Source organism: Nocardia pneumoniae NBRC 100136, from assembly GCF_000308755.1.
Classification (GTDB): Bacteria; Actinomycetota; Actinomycetes; order Mycobacteriales; family Mycobacteriaceae; genus Nocardia; species Nocardia pneumoniae.
Map to the genome: position 1 here is coordinate 587 of NZ_BAGF01000017.1, position 22,414 is coordinate 23,000.

Consider the following 22,414-nt stretch of genomic DNA (forward strand, 5'->3'; position numbering starts at 1 on the left):
TTGCGGTCCTTGCTGGTGGAGTTCGCCGGTTTGCTCGGTGTCGAGCCCGAGCAGCTGACCCAAGATTCGGTGCGCTGGGCGGCTGCGGCAGTACAGACGCAGTTGCAGAATTTGAGTGACGTCGAGTGGGAACGGGTAGCACGATCCAGCCGTAGGGGGCAGATCGCGCTGTGGATGGGGCGTCAAGCGCTACTGGGGGCCGGCGGTTTCGACGCCGAGTTGAACCGGGATCTGGCCCGGTTGCTCGATGTGTCCGAAGCGCATCGACCGCGACGAATCCCGCGTCCGGGTGAGCCCATGACCCAACTTCGACTGTTGGCCGACCGAGCGGGACGTTCGGCCGAGTTGACGAGGTTGGTTCAGCTCACTGAATGGTTCCTCCGTTTGGATGAGCAAGCACTGGCCCGGAAACCCACGATGGACGATGTCGCCGACCTGGCCGGAGTCAACCGGGCGACGGTCAGCCGGTTGCTGGCAGGGAACGGGTCGATGGCGACGCAGTCGGCGCAGCAGATCCTGACCGCGGCGTGGTGGCTGGGCTTCGAGGTCCCGGTGGCACTCGAAGGGAAAGTCGATCTTCGGCTGGCGGCGCGCAGGTTCATCCCCGGGCACTTCGAGGCGGATCACTTCGTTCGAGGCAAGTTCGTCGAGCAGACAGTGCGGGTCGAGGAAGTTCGGGCACTGCGGCTGGAGTTGGCCGACGTGCTCGGGTTGAAGGTGGGTCTGCTCGACCGCGCCCGAGTTGCGGTCGAATTGGACCGGGTCGCAACAGAGATCGAAAATCCGGACAATGTGCGCTTCGTCGAGTTGGCCGAGCGGTTCCTTGATTTCGGTGACTGGGAGGTGGACAAGCCGCCTACCCTGAACGACCTCGCCCAGCTGTCCGGAGTATCCAACGCAGCGATTCGCAAGTTGCTGTCCGGGAACGGCCCGACGTCGACAGAGGCCGCGCAGCGGGTCCTGGTGTCGGCGTTGTGGCTGGGGTATCCGCTTCCGGAACAACTTCGGAACGCGATTGATCCCGAATTCGCGGTGCACCGCTTCGTCCCCGCCCACTTTGTAGCGGATCGTTTCGTTCCCGGTGCGTTCACTCCGCAGCCGTCCTCGCAGTTCCGACTGATAGAGGCGGCTGAGGTGCCGGAAAGTGCATTCAGGCGTGTTCTGGACGGCGTAGAAGAAGATCCCGAGATCACAACACGCGTTCTGACGACGCTTCGTGAAAACGAATACTGGTATCCGCGCGGCCGTTACGCCGGCCTGCCGCACTCGGCGATTGCGGAATGGGAAGCCCCGCATGCGGCGACGGCGGACAGAGACCATTCCTGGATGCATCGGCTCGACCTGTGTGGGCCGATGGTGCTGGCCGACATTGCGGCCGAGTACCGGCTGCAGTTGGGGGCGTTGCCTGAGTCCGGTGAGTTGGCCGGGACGTTGGTCAGTGATCTCGAGAATGCGCTGGGCGGGCAGGTTTCGCAGGTGTCGACCGATGTCGCGGAGGCGAAGGCGCGGTTGCTGGAGTGGGGGGCGCAGCTCGACGAGCAGGAGGACGGCAGCGGCGACGGGGTCGGGGTGTTGGTGTTCGATCCGACGGTGCGGGGGAGCGGGCCGCATGGCGATCTCGGACACACGTTCTGGTTGGTGCGACGGGTGGATGCGGACGGGAATGTGCGTGTCGAGCACCGTGATCCGGGAATGGGTGAATTCCACCGCGATTTCACGCCGTCGCCGGAGTCGGCTGGGCAGCAGGTCACGGTGTTGTTCTTGCGTAAGCCGGTTGGGGATGAGGCGGATGTCGCTACGGTGCTGCCGGACGCCGAGGGCGAGGTTCGGTTGCGTGAGACGGACTTCCAGGTCGGCTCTTCCAGACCGGGTGACGAGGACGTGCCGTCGCCGGGCGACGTCGATGGCGTTCATCATCGGCTTCCCGACGACATGGCGCAGCAGTGGCGTGCCGCGACCAGCGCCAAGCGGGATCTGGACGCGGCGCTGAACGAGGCTGCGGAGCTGTACGGGATGCAGGACATCTTGGATCGGGCCGGGGTGTCTCGGCTGGAGGACGCGCTGTCGGTGCGCGCGGAGCCTGACGAGGCCGTCGCGGTCTCCCGGAGACGCGGTCGGATCGTGGCCGAACTGCGTGCCAAGGCACAGGAGTTGGGGATAACACCGGCCGCGCTGATTCGGGATTACCCAGCGTTGCGGGATGTGGTCGGGGCGTTCCCCGCGGTGGATCTGGACATCCAGGCCCGGGCCGACCTACAGGCGCAGCTTGCGGAGTTGCGGCGCTACGGGCTGAACGACGCGGCGCAGCAGTTGCAGCAGGCGGCCGAGACGCTCGAGCTGGTCGGAGACCAGATCGCGGAGCAAGGGCTGGGGATGCGCCTGTTGTCGGCCCGGTATGTGCCGGACCAAGATTCGGACGCCGAGCTGTCGGACAGTGGGCGGACGCAACTGTTGGTGGTGATCGGGGACACCGATGCAGGCGCCGACGCCGCCGACATCTTGGAAACGGCGGACACGGTGATCTGGTACCTGCCCGGGCAGGAACCGGAGGCGTCCGAGCAGGCCGCGTATCTTCTCGAACGGCAGAAGCAGGAGGACCCCTCCAAGCGGGTGGCGCTGGTGATGCTGCTCGATGACGAGATGAGCGACTTCGAGGTAGCGGCACACCTCGACACCGAGAAACTGCGAATCCGAACCGAGATAGACGCCCGGAACCTGGTCGATCAGGTGGCGTCGATGAACGCGGCCCGGGAAGTCCGGACCGGAAGCCGGCCGCGGATGCTGCTCTTCGGTCATGGCACCGCGGCGGACGCGGTGCGCGCGGCGAGCGAAATACCCGGGATGCGAGCCGAGTTCGACGGTGACCCGATGCTCGACGACCCGTGGCTGAATAACTTCGACCCGCAGCTGGAGCAGCTCGAGCGTGCGGTGCTGGCGGAGCCGGCCGAGTTGCAGGGGCAACGGCGACGCGAGTTGCAGCAGCTGCGGGTGGTGCTGCGACGGTTCGCCATCAAGGTCGGGGGATGGCCGGAGCCGAGCGCGCTGTCGCTCGGGTGGGGTGACCGTGGCGAGGTGGTGCTCGGTGACCTCGAAACCGCGCGGCGGATAGAGGTTCACGCCACCGTTGGACGCACGAACCCGATTTCGCTGGATGAGAGTCTGACCCTCGGCCTCGAGCGCCATAACCAGTCGGTCGCCGAGCTGGAGGACGACTCGGATGACGACTCGGATGCGGTCGCGACGCTGGTGTGGCGGGGTTCGGACCTCGCGGCGTTCGTCGAGCGAATCACCGAGGTGCTGGAGTCCCGGTACTTGTCGGGGCGGGCGCCGCAGGTCATGCTCTCCACCCACGACGCCGACAACCGGCGGGAACGGGAGCCCGACTTCGGAAGGGCCTTGGTGGCGGCGGCTTTCCAGGAAGCCGAGCGCCGTGTCCAAGCGAGGGCCGCGGTGCGGCGACTGGCCGAGGCAACCGGCACCAGCCTGGATGCGCTGCTCGCACCGGACTCGCCGGATCGCGAGCAGTTGCTACGGCGATACGACGAGCTGATGCCGCAGGTTGCCGCGCGTCACGATTTGTCCATGGACCTGCTTGCCGACCCGATGACGGCACAGCAAGCGCGGCGCGAATTGGCCCGGTCGATCAGACTTCGGTCCGAGTCGACATCGGAAGACGAGTCGCGGCGGACCGATGACGCTGACGACGTCGAGTTCCAGATACTGCACGAGGCGGTGGAGAAATTCGGCGTCATCCAGCGTGCCGACACCAGACTCGCGCGACTCGCCGACGCGGAACAGGCGCTGCGCGACGCTGCGACACGCATGCGGGAGCGGACGGACACCCGGCAGGTCTTCGCGCACTTCGCTTCGGCGGCAGCCATCCTCGACGAGGTTGCCGGGCAGCTGGTCGGGGTGAACCTCGGTATCGCCCTGGACCCCACGAACGAAGCGAACCTCGTCAAGCACCACCTGCTGCACAACCTGTTCGACGGACTGCTGGCAGACCTCACGAAGGCAGCAGAAGCCCGGCCGCAAGCACCCCTGATCGAACTCGGTGCCACGCTGTCGAGACTGCGTGCCGAGGGGGAATCGGTCGCGGGGATCACCACGCTGGAAAGGGGCCTGCGCGACGCCCACCGGCAGTCGTTGGCCGCCAGGTGGCGCTACCTCGAGACCCTCGACGGCCTTGTCGAGGACCTCCCCGCCGAGCGGGAGTACCTGGGCATCGTCACGGGGCCGATCGATCCGGCGCGGGTGGCTGCTCGTATCGCCGAGGTTGTCGGGGAAGGGGAGGACTGGCGCCAGCGGGTGCAGCGGCTGAACCAGCTGCGTGCGGCCGCCGAACAGCACGTCGCCTGGGAAGATCGGTTCGCCCGGTTGCGGGAGGCGGCGGACCGGCTCGAAGCGGTGGCCGTCGGCCGCGTGGCCGCCGCGATCATGGCCGATACCGATGCGGAGGTCAGGTACAACCAGCAGCTCGACCAGGCTTTGGCCACAGCCGTACGGCTAGCGGACGGGCCGGAACCCGGCTTCGGCGTACACCCGGCGCAGCAGGCCGGACGCAGGCCGGTGCCCGAGTCACCGATCCCGGAGGTCGGCGATGGAGCGGTGGAACCGAGTCAGGCGCAGCTGTCGCACCGGCTCGATGACGTTCCGAAGATCTGCGCGGTCGAGATTCTGCACTTCGCGAAGTTGCTCGGTATCGAGGTGCCCGGGAATATTCCGTCACTGCTCGATGCGCAGATCCGCCTGGAAGGCCTGAGTCCGGTCGAATTCGCGAAGCTGCTGGGCGCCGACTGGGAAGAAAAGCCCTTCGAATCCCTGGAGCAGATGCGGGCGCTGGCCGCCGACGGCATGTTCGTCATGGGCGCTGTCACGCACGAGCCGGTCGGTGCGCACGCGTTCCTGCTGTACCGGGGTGCCGACGGCCGGGTGTGGGTGCACGAGCGCAAAGGCCACCAGGTCATCGATGTTCCGTTCACCGAGTGGACGCAGCCGAAGGGGGCGCTGCACGGCATCGTTTTCGACGAGCACAGGCAGGCGCTGCGGCCGCTGGCTCCTGGGCAGGAGCCGACCGGCAGCTATCCCCTCGCGAACCTTGCGGGCGATCGCACGGGTGGTTCGGCGGCCGCGGATATGCCCGGAATCCGGGAACGACTGGTTCGGTCGCTGCGCGCGAAGTTCGGGCCCGCGCCGTCGGTGTCGCTCGAGTTGCTGGAGGCGGTGGGCGACCTGCGCCGCCGTGACCACCGCCGGCTCGCCGAGCTACACCAGGAACTGCGAGCCCAGTTCGCGCGCCCCGGCCGCAGTGTGACGCAGTTGCTGGACCTGAATTCGGGGACCAGGCGCGTCGTCGAGGAAGAACTCCGCGACAGCCGGCGGGAGCTGGCCGAGTTGCTGGGCATCCCGGAGCAGGATTTGACCGTCGATCGGCGGGTGGAAGAGGAATACGCAGATCTGCGGCTGCGCGGGGGTCCGGCCCAGGTGCAGCGTGCCGCGGACCGGTTCCTGTGGCACTACGAGGTGATGCGCAAGGTCCATGAGATCGACCGCTACACCACCCGGACCCGTCGCATCGACGCATTGGAAGACGCACTCTACGACGCGTATTCGCGCTACGAGCAGGGACTGGATTCGGCAGCCCCGGTCCGGGAGTTGGCCGGACAGGTCGTGAGCCTCGGGGAGTTGGCGGGCAGGCTCCAGGAGACCGAAGACGCGATGCCGACGATGGGGCTGGTGCGCGACCGGGACATCACCGACGCCTACTGCATCCGCCCGAGCCTGCGGGTGGGGCCGCGGACCTTGGAACAGGTGCGGGCCCGCTACGCCGATACCCGGGAGCGGCTGCGGACTTTGCTGGGCGCCGATCCGGCGGACATGTTCCTCACCGAGCTGGAAGCACGGACCCCGAAGCCCTGGCCGGGCAGCATTCGCCCGGAAAACTTGCTGCGGGAGCAGGAAAAGTACGAGCTGGCCGTGTCGTTCGAAGACTGCAGGCAGGTACTTGCCCTGGTCGAGGCGGTCGAGCAGCGCGACGCGCGACTGCGGGTGCTCACCAGCGAATTCGATCGGCAGATCGAAGCCGCGCTCGGACCCGCTGCAGCGAACCCGGTCTCCCGGGTCGTGCTGAGCGGTGATCTGGACAGGCTCGCCGATGCCGACGCGGCCGAACGGGTCCGGCTGGCCAGGAGCCTGCGCAACGCCGGCAGCGAGTTGGACCTCGACCCGACGACCCTGGATGCCGATGCGCTGGACCGGCTGCGCCACAAACGGGAGCTGCTGGAAAGACAGCTGCCACGTCAGCCGCACGAGCCGGTGACGCCGTCCACGATCCGCGCTCAGCTGTCGCGGCTTCGGGATCAGGGTAGGGACTGGGCAGCGACCGAGATAGCGATGAAGTGGCCTCAGCTCAACGAGGCGATCGCGGACGCAACGCGACTGCTGGACGCCAATGCCCGGATCCGGGGCATCGCCGCGCTACAGGCGGCGCAGCGCCAGGCGCATTCCCGGACCGCGGTGACGGCACAGCGATTCGAGGCGCGTCTGGCCGAACATGTGAGCAGGTATCCGCAAGACGAATCCGAGTTGTCCGGCGCGCTGGATAATTCGTCCCCGCTCCGCGCCAAGTGGGCGTCTGCGGTTGGACGGCGGCGCCGCTCACTTCGTGCGTTGCTCGAACTGGCCGACAACCACCGGCGTTGCAGTGAACAGGCTGCTCTGCTGGACCAGCGAGTGGACGACCTCACGGACCTGGCCCGCCGCCGCCACGAAGCGGTGAGTCGCCGCGACCGTGCCTGGGGCGTGCTGCAGGAGAAGGCCGCTAAGGAGTTCTGGCGCACCCCGGCCGACGAACTGCCTGCGGTGCTGCGCGCGAAACGTCTGACGCTTCAGCACGAACTCACCCGCCTGCTGCACACGAAACTCGCTCGCGAGATGGGCTTTCCGGAGCCGGAGGCCGACGAGGATGAACCGCTGTCGATCGCCGTGATCGAGCAGATGGTGATCCAACCCGACGGCGTGAGTCCCCTGACCGATTCCGCGACCGGCCAGCGGGACGGCGATCTGGACGCCAAGGCCAGGGCAGTGCTGGCGATCGACAGTGCGGTCGAAGCCGCGGTCGACCACGCCACGGCCATTGTCGAAGTCGACCGGCTCGACGCGGCGTTGCGCACCGGACTGGCCGCCCAGGACGCGCAGGCGGCGACCACCGCGACTGCCGATGGGACGACCGGATATCGGCGTCCGCGGGGCGGGATCGAACACCTGTTGGCCGAGGGGCCGAAGGAGTGCGCTCCGGTGGCGGGGCGGGATGCGTGGGCGGCGGTCGGGCGTCCGGCTCCGGAGCGGTTGGCCGGGTTCACTGCCGGGGCGGCCGGGGTGCTGCTGAGCGACGTGCCGGGGTTGGTCGGCGTCGGGTTGGACCCGGCCATCCGCTCGCTCGAGACGGCGCGTGGTCTGGTCGCCGGCGACGGCGGCGCGGTGGTCGCGGTGCTGGTGTACCCGGGTGTCGGCGATCAGCCGCCGAAGTGGGGGCACGCGATCGACATCAAGCGGCGCGCCGACGGTGTCGTGCTGGTGTTCGAGGACGGGATGGAAGGCGAAGGTGTTCCGTTCGGCGAGTGGACGCCGCCTGAGCATGTCGCGGTGTTGGGGATGCGGATTACGGCCGACCCGGCCGAGGACATCCCGGTTGATGCGGTACTGCCCGGGTGGGCACGGGAGTTCGAGAACATAACGGTCGGCGCTGAGCCACCTCCGCCCGGCTACGTCGAACCCCGCCCGGTCCTGCCGGCGATGCCGGAGGGGCAGCGGTTGCGCGAGGCGCCGAGGGCGTGGGCGCAGTTCCGGCAGGGTGTGGACGACGCGGTGGCGGCCCGGCTCGCCGGGATGTCGGCCATGGAGGCGCTGAGCGCGGAGCAGCGGCTGACCGAGGAGCTGATGGCGCAGCGGTGGCAGGAGTTGGATGCCGGCACCCGGGCGCAGATCCTCGGGTACCTGACCGATCCGATCGCCCAGGCGCTGGCTGAGACGCCGCTGCCAACCGCCGCGGACCTGCCGGATGTGCTGGCCGATGAGCTGAATCGGCTGCGGCTGCGGCAGATCCGGGACGAGCTGGCGGCACCCGATGTCACCCCGACGCCGGAGAACGCGCAGAAACTGGGCGAGATCAACGAATGGATCAACCAGCTGCGCGTGCTGCAGCGGTGGGCGACCCACCTGCCCGGGCACCCGCGGGTGCGGCTGCTGCGCTTGGAGTTGGGCGAGCCACGGCACGTGGTGATCGCGGTCGGGGACGATGTTCCTGCCACGACAATGCATGTCGGGAACAGCGGATCCGACGAAGCGCTGTCCGCCCTGGGTGCGGTGATGCGCGACGTGGCGCAGGGCACGCCGCAACAGCCTCGGTCGTCGGTGTTCTGGTTCGGGAACGACGCGGTGGAGCTGACGCAGTTCGGCATGGGAGTGAACGCAGCCAGGGGCTCGGCCGGCCTAACGCCTTCGGTCGCCGTGTTCGGGCACGGACCGAACGTGCGGAGTCTGCTGGAAGAGGCGCAGGTCGACCAGTTCGGACAGCATCGCCCGGCAATCGATGCCTCCGATGTGGATCCGGCGCCCGCGGCCGCCGATCCGGACACGATCCTGCGGGATGCGCTGCGCTGGGCTGGGCTGGCGAAGATCGGCGACATGGTGCCTGCGGCGGACGCGTCGCTGGACAAGGTGGCGCAGGCGGCCGCGGACAACGCGGCGGCGTGGCACGGGTGGCCGTCTTACGTGCAGGATCTGCTGCTGAAACGGCATCCGGAGGTGCTGGGGAACGCGGTTGGGCTGCCTGCCGGTGTCCGTCACGTGGCGAATCTCGCGGTGGTGAAAGCCGAGCTCGCAAAGCTGGACGAGATCGCAGGGCTGGCCGAGAACGACCCGGTAGCGAACCGCGGCCTCGACGCCGAGCAGCAACGGCAGCGCGACGATCTGCGAACTGTGGATCGGACCATGACCACGCTCGCGACGGCGCTGCGACAGAAGACCATCGGCACACCGCCGGTGTCGCTGATGTCCTACCGTCGCGCGCCGGACGGCGCGGTGGAGATGACCATCGCCTGGGGAGATCCGACTCGCGCGAGTCGCGTGCACCGGCTGGAATACGGCATCGCGGCAGATTCGGCCGAGTTGCGGTCGGTGCTGGACGCCGCCGCTTCGCGGGCGCAGGAGCGGTTGGTCACCGAGGACACCGATGCCGTGGTCGCGGTGGTTCGGGTGGCCGGTCCTGCCGCTGCGGCCCTCGCACCCGAGATCCGGCTCGCGTCGGCCGGGCAGCGGTTGGCGCGCCAAGTTGTGGCGGACACCAGCGCTCGTAGCCGACTGCACCCGTACCGACTGCGGCCGGAGAACCACCTTCTCGCAACTGCGCGGAGCGCGCAGACGTTGCGCGACGCGATGGCGGTCCTCGGTTCGAGGGGCGAGGTCGATACGGCGGTCGCGGACACCGAATACGCCTGGTTCTCCGATCCGAACCGGGAACTCGCCCGCGCGGTAATCGGCCTCGGCCGCGATTACAACCAAGTGAGGAAGGAGATCCAGCGGCTGATAAGGGACTTGCGGACGGGAAGTTTGCCGTCTCGCAGGAGACTCGAGCGGCTGGACCCTGCCACGATCGACCAGACCCTGCGGGAGCTGGCTGCCGAGTACCCCGGCGACGAGCACGCGATCACGCATGCTCAGCTCGCCCGGCTGGCGGCGCAGCTGCAGGCGGTGGCTGCCACCCAACAGCGTTTCCAGCAGTACTTGAAGGCCGGGCGCAACGCGGAGTTCTGGACCGGGCTCGACGACGGGGCGCGGGCCAGGGAAGCAGCGCGAGTGCTGGCTCGGCGTCAGCTGCTGGCCGTGCAGATCGCCGACCTGGCCCGGAGCATGCACCTGGAAGACGCCGCCGAATTCGCGGCTTTTGCCGCACGGGTGCCGGTCGAGTTGGCCGAGCTGGATGCGCGCCTGGCCCGCGACTGGATCATGATGCTTGCCGGTCTGGCTCGGACCGATCAGGACCGGAACCGAATCAACGATCTCATCGGCGCGGCAACGGAACTGGCGGTCTTCGACGCGGAAATCCGGCACCTGCGTGAGCGAACGCAGGTCGCCGGGCTGGAGGTGCTGGCGGCGGCGCTGCCGGACGCGTATGCGCGGCGGGAAGCCAACCGGGCGGAAGCCGAGCGGCTGCGGCGTGAACTCGAGCTTTCCACCGACACTGTCGTGGGCCCGCACCGGCTGCGTGACCTGCGCCGGCTGCGGGCTGAGGCGCTGCAAGAACTCGCGCTCGGCCTCGGCGGAGTGTCGGCGACGCAGGTGACCTCGGAACGGATCGAGCAGGAACTGGCGAATGCGGATGCCGAGTGGGCGGCGGCGCTGTCGAGTGCGGAGCAGCGGTACGCCAACCTGCGCGAGCTGGTCCGGGTGGTGGCCGAACTGGGCCGGGCCGAGCGCGAACTCGACTGGCTGTCAGAGCGGGCGACACTGCTTGCCAACCTACCCGCGGACGCCGCCTCGCCGACCCGGCCTGCGGACGACGAGCTGGCCGGCTTCACCACGGAATTCGGCTTCGACATGCGGACGTGGGTCGACGATCAGCTGCGCGACACGCTGGCCGAGGTCACCGAACGGTTCGGAGCCGACGCCGCCCGTGCCGCTTACGGCTTCACCGACCACCACCCGCCGGAGCGGCTGTGCGGGGTGAAGGTGGAGAACGTGGTCGCGGTCGCGGCGGGCCCGAACGCCGCCGGGATGAACCTCCGGTCGCTCGAAGACGCCACCGTCGCGATGGAGGGTCTGCTCGGCCGGAACTTTGCCAAGGACTTGGGCGCTGACTGGCACCCGGATGGGTTCGCGCAAGGGTCTGCCGGCTTGGCCGAGCTGGTCGGGCTGGTCCGCGATCCGAAGGCCGACGTGGGTCTGATCGCCGGTGCACTGGAAGGCGGCAAGCGCTTCGCGCATGCGATCGCCGTTGTCGAAGTGAACCAGGCACTGGTCGACGAATTCCCGCAGCTGCAGGACTATCTCGGCGACGTCGTGGTGTTCGACGACGCCGATCCGGAAGCCGACGAGGACGGCTGGATCGTCGGCCCCGAGGCGGTGGACGCCTGGGTGGACCGGGCCGGCGCGGGCGTGACCCACGTACACGGCATGCTGTTCGACCAGGCCCTGCGGGCGAAACTGCCACTGGCCGAGAGCCAGGAGCCTGCACCTCATGGGCCGGTCAAACCGCTGGGGGCGCGGGAGGACTGGCCGAGCGGATCTTCCCCGGAGGACAGCGCAGGCACTGGCGACCAGGACATATATGAGGTGGCGCAGCCGGTCCCCGAGTTGCGTATTCCTCCTGTGACCACTGGTTTACTCCAAAGGCACACAGTCGACAAGGTCGTAGCCGTCCGACTGAACCAACTGCGAGGTTTCACCGCCGGTGTGGTGATCGGAGTCGGCGAGCAGAACCAGGCCGCTACGGTAGCCCAGCGCGATGTGGGAGCCGACGGCCGACATCATGTGGCGTTGACGTTGCACGGTTCCGAGGTGCGCGGTGCGATGCACGGCGACATATATAAGGCGTTGGGTCTCCCCGAAAATATGATGATGCGCGTCGAGTTCGAGGATTTCGCGGCGCAATTCCATATCCGGTACAGCATTTACCCCAGCGGCGAAGTGCAAGTCATTCTTGCTTTCGTGGATACGGATATCACGCACAGTGGTTTCCATGTTGTGCGCGGAATGATAGACACCGCATTGACGGGCCGGTTCCCGGGACAAAAGATCGATATCGCCGAATCGTACGAATTCACTGGGAAGCACGGCACCGAGCAGGTGTTTCGTCAGCTCCCGTCTCCGTTGCGGCCGACCGGTTGGTCCACTGTAGGCGAAGGCCGTTGGCAGGCCGAGTGTGCGGTGGTGATCGATGGGTTCTCGAAGTGGGACCATTTGGAATACGGCGAGAAGATCGAGCAGTGGTTGGTCGATCGGTTGCGTGAATGTGGCTGGGGCACTGAGCAACTCCGTGCGACTGCCGAACGCATCGCCAAATCCATGATTGAGGACTCGTTGCGCACCAGCGCGGGCGAGTTCCGGATGACGGTGACCGTGGCCGATCATGGCGGCCCCGTGTTGGTGGAGGTGTTCGACAGCAGTACCGAGGTGTCGGAATCACCGGCGCCGACCGGGCCGGATGTCGCCGACGAGCGCGGCGTCCGGATTCTGGGCGGCGACGCAGGCAAGGTGACATGGTTCAAGCTCTACGGTCCGGGTGGGCCGGAAGCGGTCGAACCGCTGGGGGCGCGGGAGGACTGGCCGAGCGGGTCTTCCCCGGGGGACGGCGCAGGCACTGGCGACCAGGACATATATGAGGTGGCGCAGCCGGACCGTCCGAACTGGGTTCGTCCGGAAGGCGCTACGAATCCTGATGTTCATTTTCCCACCGTGCAGAACGGGAAATTCTATGGTTCGAATGGGAAACTCTTCAACACTCGTGGTTTCCATGTATTCATGATCGATGCGGATGGGGTCACCATCCGAACGGGGCACGTCACCAAGGTTGCGCATCCGTCGTTGTACCGGATGTACAGGGACCGGAAACAGGGCCCTATCGTTATCGGGCTCTTGAGATGTGTCAAGGGAGACCTGAGAGAGGTCTCCTCCGGCTCCGGAGTATTTGGTAAGGCGTCGGACAATCCGAAATTCGCCGCTCAGCTTCGATTTTGGCTCAGGCAACAGGGCGTAGACCTCACTACCGTCGAATTCGGTGAGAGAGGCCAAAATGGACTATTCAAATCCAGTGCTATCAAGCCGGATCCCCGCCGACTTATTGCGCGCGGAGGCGCAGGCGCAAGGGAGTTGTTCAGCGGCTTCGGTGACGATTACTGGATGGACGTGGCCGAGGTAGTTCCGGGCGTCGGCCAGTTGTCGGTGAAGTTGCGGATCAATTTGGTCGGTGGCAAATCCGGGACGTTCACCTTGGTGCTCGCCGATGAGGGCGGAGCCCTCACCGCCGGTTTTGCGGATGTGGAACTGGGGCCGGATGCCGAGCGGGTCGCTCCGGCATTGCGGGAGTTCCATTCGACGGTGCTGGCACCGTGGTTGGCCGAGGCCGGGGCTTCCTTCGTCGGGGAGCCGGGTGGCGCGGTCCCGCCGGACGGCGGCACGTCCGAGGCGGATGGGGCCGCCGAGCGTCCGCGGTTGCCGGGCGCGTCCGAGGCGGTAGCCGCGGATGCCGATCTGCCGAGTTACGCCAACCAGTTCGGGACCGTGGTCGGTGCGCCGCCGGAGTCGGCGGAGATACCCGAGGTCGGCCCGGGCATCGCCGACTACGAGTACTTCGACAACCATCCGGTCGAAAACAACTGCGCGGCACTCGTGCAGGGGGTTGCGCAGGTCTGGGTGTCCCCGGAGCAGGCTGCGCTGATGGAGCCGGTGTCGGCGCAGGACCCGGATGTGGTCCAGCACGGGATGTCCGGCACCCGATTCGTGGGCGGCCTCGCCGGATACTGGCAGCAGGAGGCGCTGGCACCCGGGCGGGTGGGCGTGCTCGATGTGCTGGAACGGGTGCGGGACCCGAACGGCGACGTGGGGATGATGGCGCTGGCGGTGGAGGGCCGGCACGACCTCGCGCACGCGGTGCTGGTGGTCGAGGTGAATCAGGCGCTGGCCGACCGGTTCCCGGACCAGTTGGGGAACCAGGTCGGCAAGGTGGTGGTGTTCGACAACGCCTACCCGGGAACGCGCGAGGGCTGGATCGTCGGCGGCGACGCAGTGAACCGGTGGGCACACCACATCGGTGCCGGCGTGGAGCAGCTGCATGCCGTCGCGTTCGGCCGTAACGGCCGGGCCGCGCTGCCGGTGGTCGACGGCAGGGTGCCTGCGCTGGATGGTCGGGTCGCGAAGCATCGTGGCCCGGGCAAGGCTATCGGGGCGTGGCGGAATCCGATCCGGAGGTGGCTGGGCTCCCGCACCGACGATTACGTGCGGAAGCCGGCGGCCCCCTATGTCCGTTCGAGGGGGGAGGATTCGGGTCATCTGGCGCTCGGGAGGTTCACCAGTTCGGACCTGCGGTATGTGTCGGAGCTGCAGCGTGGCGCCGACAAATGGCGTTTCGATGCGGCTGAGAAGTACCGGGCCGCGGTGGTGAAACTGAAGCTGGACGTGACTCGCCCGGTTGCCGAACATGTCGAGCGGCTGGGTGATCCGGCCGCCGCCCCGGCCAAGAACCGCGAGCACATCGAAGCGGTGCGCCGCTATCACTATCTGCAGCAGGCGCACACCTGGTTGGACGCGGTGAGCGCCGACCTCAACGAGGCCCTGCTTGCACGCACGCTGCGGGCGAGCAGACTGGAGCAGAGAATCCGGGCGCTCGGCGTCGAGGTCGACAACGACAGCGAACAGACACTGGCGCAACAGCTCACCGCCGGAACCGAGAACTGGACTGCCGCACAGCGGCAGGAAAAAGCCGAACAGCTTGCCGAACTGCAGCAACTGGCCGAACAGCTGCGGGAAGCCGACGACGAGGTACTCCGGCTCCGCCGCGTGCTGGAAGAGGGCATGGTCGAACTGGCCGAGCCGGAGCTTTTCTACGGTGAAGCGGCCGACGAGCTGGACACCTATGTGGTGATGCGGACATTCCAGGACCTGTACGGGCCCGGGGTAGTGGAATCGCCGGAGAAACTCCTGTCGCGGACCGATCAGGATGCCCGGCTGCAAGCCCGGCTGCGCGGGCGGCTCTCCTATCTCGGAGACCGCGAAGCGATGGTTGCAGAGCTGGATTCGCTACCACTGGGTGAGGCAATTGCCGTAGTGGACCGCAGCTACGCGGATCCTCGTCGTTACACGATCGTCAACTACGACGGCGCCATCATGAAGGTGGCCTGCGACGGATACCACCGGACCGTCGAAGTATTCGATCCGAAATCTCTCCGCAACGGGCCGTTCTACGGCATTATCGCACGCGCCGACGGTTCCATGCTGCTCCCGATCGAACCGAATGGGTTTATCCCTTCGCCAACGGAACCGACCCGCTCCGCACAGCGGGTATCCCAGGCGCAAAGGCTGTTTGCCGTTCACGTCGAACGCGGCAATGAATGGCGACGGGCTCAGGAACTCGCAGCCGACCTGAAACTGCCGCAGCAGCGGCTACTTCCGGCGCACCGGGAACAGGTGATCGCCGAGCTGGGTGTGCTCGCCGCAGGGCAGGGACCCCGAGCGCGTCAGGCGAACGAGCTCGCCGAGGTGCTACACCGCCATCAGCGGATCACGGCAGAGGTCGCCGAGCTGACCCGGCTCGATGCAGCCAGATGGCAGGCGGTTCTGGTACACCGCATTGTCTCTGCCCGTGCGCAGGAGGCTGCCGAAGGGCTGAATCCCGAAGACCGGGCGTCGAATGCGGAGTTGAAGAGGCTGGAGAAAGCCGTCAAGCAGGCGGAAAGGGACCTGGAAAAGGCTGATCGAGCATTGGAAGCGCGGTTGTCGAAACGTCGATACGCGGTCGATCCGATAGAAATTTCCCGAGGCCCTTGTGCCCCTAGATCGGTTATGACAGCGGCGGCGCTCACCGGAAATCCAAATATCGAACCGGTAGAGAATGACACCTCGCTCGTCGGTACCTATAATTTCGAGGTCTCGGCTGCCCTTGGTGCCCGGATGGAGGTTGTCGACGATTATGTCGAACTGGACGAGATCATTCCGAAAAATGGACTCGTATATGTGAGCGAAAGTTATGCCGACAGATTCTTTGGTCACAGCTATTTGATCATCTCCTTGGCTGGTCATCGCATCGTGATCGACAACGCCGGTGTTGTCGTGAATGATTTTCCGCCGGACCCGAAGTACGCCTTGGCGGGGGATCTCCGGGTATTTGTGCTCGACGTGGACGGGATGCCACGGCTTCCGTTGTCCGATTCGAATCGTGATCGATTGCGTGAGCTGTCCTGGCAACTGAACGGGTTGGCCAGAACAGCTCCGGACGGAATGAGCGGGCAGGAGTTCCATAACTCGATTGTCGAGGGGAAGTCGGGAACACGAATTCTCCACGAAGCCGCACAGGTGGAAAAAGCCGAACTCCAGCTCGATCGCAGCACCTCGGTAGCTCCGCAGCAGCAGATCGTGGCCGATCCGGTAATTCCGAAGGTGCTGGAAAGGGTGCGCCAGCTGCTGGGAGAAGAACCGGCGACGGAGCTGATTCCGCCGGGTCCGCGGCAGTCCTCCGCAGGTGCTGCTCGACTGGAGCCCGCCGAATCGCCGATGCGCCCCGACGTCAGTGCCGATGTCGGCCATGATCCCGCACCGCCGGTCCGGACCGAGCGAACACCGGATTCCGAGGTGGACGCCGACACTGCGCAGCCGCGGGCGGCGGTCGACGACATCGACCACGGCAACGTGCCGCAGCTGCCGCTGTGGCGGGCGGTGGCGGTGGACGCCGACGTGTCGGTGCAGACGGTGCTGTGTGTACTCAAGGGCATTCCGCTGCCAGGGGAGATCGCAGAGCGGGTGGCGGCGGCCGCGCAGCAGCACGGGCTGAACCTGCCGCAGCCGCCGGTGGTGGATCCGGAGGCACAAGACGACCCGTACCCGGCGGCAACGACGCGGGAAGTGGCTGCCGCCGCTGGAGTTTCGTCCGAGACGGTGCGAGAGGTGGTGTCCCGGCGTGCGCCGGTGCACGACCCGTCGCACCGTCGCGCGCTGGCCGCGGCGTTGCAGTTGGGCTACTACGACCTGCCCGCTGGTTTCCGGGCGGTGCGCTCGCGGATTCCGGCGATTGCCGCGGCGGCCGGGGTGGACACCGACACCGTCGCGCTGGTGCTGGACGGCCGGTTGCCGGTCGAAACCGGGGATGGTGCCCGGGTTTTCGACGCCATCCAGAACCTGGTCAACTGGGATGCGGGCCGGTACGACGGGCGCGGCAGGGCCGCCATCATCGGCGCATTCCACCTGCCGTCGCTGCCCGCGTCCGCCACCGGCAGTCCGCCCGCGGTAGTCGGTGACGGCCACGCCGCGGTTCCGGAGGCGGAAATTGCCCGCGAGTCGGTGGAGGTGGCGTTGGCGGCGCTGCCCGAGGAAAGCCGGGCACGGGAGGTGGCCGCCGCTGCCGGGGTGGACGCGGTGGCTGTTATCGATCTGCTCGCTGGCCGCGACCACCGGGTGAGCGATCAAGACGCACAGGCGATCCGAGCCGCGGCGCAGCGACTGGGCGGCCTGCCGGGGCCGTCGACTCAGGCCGCGGTGGCCTGGGTGGCGGACTGCTCGACGTCGCCGGTCAGCAAGGTGCGCAACGGTTACCGAGTGGGGCCGGGGCTGGAGCGGAATATCCGCGCAGCGGCACGGTTGGTCGGCTACCCCTTGCCCGACCCGCAACCGCGGACGACCAAGCGCCGCCACGGGCAGCTCGGGATAGGCACCGTCATGACCGCCATCGCCATGCTGCCATTGGCGATGTTGGCGCAGAAAGCAGGGGGCAACGGTAGCACCCCCGGCCCGACCTCACACGGATTCGGTGACGGGGCCGTCGCGGCCGAACAGCCGGACGCAGCACAGGAAGCGCGCCGCGCGCTGCTGCGCAGGGCACAGGACGGCGACCGTGAGGCGTTGCGTGAGTTCCGCACCAAGTACGACGCCGCGGTGCTGGCGTGGCTGGAAACGGAGGTGGACGACAAAGACCTGGCCGGCAGGCTGCGGGAGCGGGTGTTCGACCTGGTGTTCGCCGGGACGCTGCCGCCGGGCCGGAATGTCAGCGTCTGGCTGGGCAGCCGGATCGGCTTGGTGGTGGCCGAACATGAACGGTGGCAGGCGTTCACCGAGCGGACTTGGGCGGCGTTCGTCCGAAGTGCACGCAGCACCGAGATCCAGCTCGCGAGCCAACCAGCGGTGCCGCGCGAACCGGCCGGCTCCCCGATGCCGGCCGGGCCGCTGACCGGGGTCGCACCTGAGGTGCTGCAGACCGCGCTTGCCCAGTTGCCCCCGGCACAGCGGTGGATACTGCGGCGGCGGTTCTTGCACCAGCAGGAACTGGGCATGGTGGCCGCGGCGGCGAAATGGCCGGTGCGACAGCTGGCGATCCTGGAACGTCGGGCCACCCAGGCCTTCGTCACCGAGGTGCGGATGCTGACGAACCCGTACGCGCTGGTGCGCGGCATCGATCGGGTCGAACGCGAACGCACCGACATCGAACAGCCCATGCCTGGCGCCACCCGTCGGTTCAGCTCGCACTTCGACCAGGTGTCTCGTCGGGTGGCGGCCCAGATGCACGAGGCCTACCGGGAGTTGTTCCGGGAATCCGAAGATAGCTACACCCCGCAGTGGCGAATGCCGGACGGCAAGCCGGTCCCTAGCGGTACCCCGCGGAACGAGCAGGTCGACATCGCGAACCTGTCGTTCGAGGAGCTGCCGGAACATTGGCAGCGGGTGAACTTGGAGCAGGCCTGGGCCGCGTTGCGGGCCGCGCAGGCAGCGCACGACGCGGGCGTGGACCTGTTCGCGCCGTCGGCGGTCGAGTTGGTGGCCGCCCAGATTCAAGAATCCTGGGTGCACGAGAAGGTCTTCGCGCAGCAGCGCGGCGCCGCAACCACGGCCGAGCCCGAGCAAATGCGCCCGTTCGAGGGGCTGACCGTCGACGAGGACCTACCTGCATCCGAGCGGGAGAAGAATCTGACCGCGGCCCGGCTGGCGATCGAAGCGGTCACGCCGCAGGCACTGGACCGCGAGGTATGGCAACAGCATCGGGAACAGGTGCTCGACGGGTTCGCCGACCAAATGCGCTGGTACGGCTGGACCGACCTGGAGCGCACGCAGGATGCGGTGACGCTGTTGGCATCGGTGGTGGACGCAGTGTTCGCCGACACCCCCGAGGCGCAGGTGACGGTTCTGCCGCGGGTGCAGGGGAGTCCGGGTGGCCGGGAAGTGCAAGTAGACGTCCTCGTCACGGGCGCTCAGTTGTCCGACGAGTCGACGGTGGCGGCGACCAGGGCGTTGGCCGAGACAGCGGAACATTGGCAGCTCGACTCCACTGCCGACGGTGACACGTTCCGGTTCGAATTCTTCGAACGGCCCTCCGCCGGACAGAATGCGCCTCGTCGCCATCGCGCTCAACTACTCGTCGGAGTTGGTCCCGACGCGCGGGAAGCCGACGTCGCGAAGGTTCGGCGTTGGCTGGTGGAGCTGCTGGAACAACGCGGCTGGCCGCAGGACCTGATCGAGGACGCCCGTCGAGCCGTGTCCGAATGGGGCGGAAATGCGTTGAACCACACCGAAGGTCCGGTCTTGATCCGGGCTACCGTCATCGACATACCGGGGAATACCAGGTGGCCCGGACGAGTGTTGGTGGAAGCCCTCGACGTCAGCACCAAATTCCCGCCGCCGTTGCCGGCCGGGATGAAATCGCCGGAGCAGAACCAGCTCGCCGCGATGGCCGAGGACGCCGACCGAGACGACATCATCGACGCGTTGCTTGCCAGCCTAGGTGCCGACGAAGACGCAGACCTCGACGCCGATGACGATGCGTTCCTGGCAGGCTTCGATCTCTCGGCGGCAGACGAAGACTCGGACGCGAATGACGCCCCGGCACCCGCTGCCCAGGCAGGTGAGGACCGGAGGACAGACCGGAACCGGGGCCGGCTCGTCGTCCGCGAGTCAGTGGATCGGATCGGTGGACATCCGCTTGCCCCGGGTGAGCAGGATCCGTACCGCAAAGTGATCTGGTTCGGCATCTTCAAGCCGGGCCCGGATCATGAGGCTCCGTCCGAGGCGACGGCCGCCGACTTCCACGGGACCCGTGCCCTGCTCGCCGGGCTCACCGACGTCGACGCCGACACTCGGGCGGTGGCGGCGGCCGCAACCGATGCGGTGCTGGATGCCACCGCCGGTGATCTGCGCCCTGCCGACGAAGTACGGACCGAACGCAACGAATCCGGGCACACCGTACATCTGGTGGATCTGCGCGCCAGTACCGATATTGCCGAGGCGAGCGTGCGGCTGGTGGCCTCCGAACCGCCGGCGGTGGAGGTGTCCACACGACTCAGCGCCCGTCGACCGGAGCGCGTCACCGCGTTGGAGCAGTCGATCCGGCGATTGACCCGGGACTGGGTTACGCCGCCGCAGGCGGCCGCGGTCGCGATGGAGGCGGTCGATCGGCACTTCCTCCTCGCCGCCACCGAGACTTCGGGGCAGGCGCACGTGTCGGTATCGGGTGAGCGGGGAAACCGGACCCTGACCGTCTGGGTCCGCACTCGCGAGAACTTCGTGGGGCTGACGGTGTCCGAGGCCGACGGAGCGGTCACCGATTCCGATCCGGCATCGGCTCCGCCCGAGCTGGACCAGTTCGAGGCCGAAGCGACCGTCCAGAACATCCAGCTCGGAGCGGGTTTCGCGGAGTTGGTAGGTGCACCGACGCCCCCGCCTCCGCCCGCGACGCACCTGGACCCGGCAGATGGGCACGACAAGGTCTGTGGCCGCGAAGTGCAGGTCGTGTTCAAGCAGCTATTGCGCGACAAGGGATCCCGGATCGATCCGGTCCCGCTGACCGCTCAGCTGAAGCTGGACGGGATGACCGCCGGAACCTTCGCCGACGGCTTGGCCGCCGGGTGGCGGGAGCGCCCGTTCGGCCGTGGCGTCGCCGGGTTGAAGGCGGCGGTGGACGCGGTGCGCGACGGCCGCCGGGGCGCGGTCGCGGGCGTGATCGACTACGGCAGGATCGGCGCGCACGCCTTTGGCGTGATGCGGGTCAACCAGGCGTTGGCCGACGCCAACTCGAACCTGCGGGTTGGCGACGTGGCGGTGTTCGACAACGCCGACCCGCAAGCCCGCCGCAACGGCGGCTGGATCGTCGGCGACGAGGCGATCGCTGCCTGGAGAGAGCGGGTGACCGCTGGCGGAAACGCCTCGATCAAGGGCATCGAATTCGACGACAACCTTAACCCCGTGGTCGCATTGGAAGAACGCCCGAGCATCGGTCTGGCGGGGGCGATCGGTGCGCCGGTGGCGGTGTTGGACCCGCCGGCAATGGTCGCCGACCCGGCGGAGAAGGTTCTCGGTCTCATAGCCGATCAGGTTATGGAACAGGCGTATCGGGGCGAGCGGGAACTCGAACTGGAGCTATCGCTCGGCCTCGGACTGCGCGACGGCTTGAGCGCGGGTGCCGCGCGGCTGGGTGAGCTGCTGCGACAGCACGGATGGCCCCAGGACCAGGTCGAGTCCGCCCGCAAGTTGGTGCGCAACGCCGGGCACGACGCTTTCGACTATCTGGACCGTTATCGGCTGCAGGTGCAGCGGTCCGGGGTGGCGGAACCCCTCGTGCCACCGGTGAAAATCCTTGTCAAGACCGCGACCGGACCGCGCGGTCACCGGACGCTGAATATCTCCGTCGAATGCCTCGAAGCCCGGGGCGGGGTAATCGACGACGGCTTGGTTGTGCCGGGGCACGGCAGCAACGATGTCGGCGCGCCGACCCGTGCCCTGCTGAAATCGTTCACCCGCAACAGCATCGAAAGCGGCGTCGGTTTCGAAAGTGGCATCGAACCGTGGGGAGAGGTGTGGGCGACGTTCCATGCCGAGCCGGTGCGGACCGGGCCGCAGTATCCACGATCGGCCTTGGATGGTTGGAATCAGCCGCGGCAGCCGCTGAGCGAGCGAGAGGAGAAGGCCCGCATCGTCGATGCGCTCTTCGACGACTTCCACATCCGGGTTTACGGCTGGGACGATGACGAAATCCAGTTGCGCGCGCTCCAGTCCGTCGATCGCGCACTGCGCGATCGGATCGCCGAATACGGCACCCGGTTCCAGCTGCGCGAGATAAATATTGTTGCTGAGATGGAACACCCCGCTTTGGCGTCGCGCCGGGGAGAGACTTCATCCGGCAATGTCGGAAGTTATTCCAGCATCGCAATCAAGAGAATATTGCTGACCGATCCGGAGCTGTCCGATGAGAAATGGCGCGAAGCGCGAGAGCGTGGGCGTACTTCCGGTGTGGACGATATGTATGCCGCATTTGCGACGAACTCGATATACCACGTCGTTTTCCACGAATTCATCCATGTAGTGGACGACGCCAGTGGCCGCAGGTTACGCAACGACCTTCCCGCGGCGTTGAAAACGGCCTATCGGATCTACCGTAGAGACGGCCTGATCGCCCCGGATCTGAGTTATCGGAAATGGGTCCAGCAGCTTTCGGGATACTCGTTCAAACCAGGGGTGAACCCCGCTGCCCCGGAAAAGCGTTGGTTGGGCCGGATCGCGACATTGATCGAGAAGGCCGTGGTCGCGTTGCGGCCGGCCAACCACTTCCTCAACCCGGGGGAGGCTCTCGCGGAGGGAGCAGTCGATGGGTTCCTGAACCACTCGCTGCCGTTGTCGCATCCGTCCCGGATTGCGCATGCGATGACACACGGCTTGTCACCGGAGGCGG

Annotated in this window: 1 protein-coding gene (only partly in view); it reads left to right on the forward strand. The window is 67.3% G+C overall.

The features are described from left to right. Positions 1–22,414 carry the start of an MFS transporter gene (locus tag ON34_RS03970; protein WP_040774450.1) on the forward strand. The gene runs 59,147 nt beyond the window's last position, so 22,414 of the gene's 81,561 nt are visible here — the first part of the coding sequence; its start codon is at positions 1–3; the stop codon falls past the right edge of the window.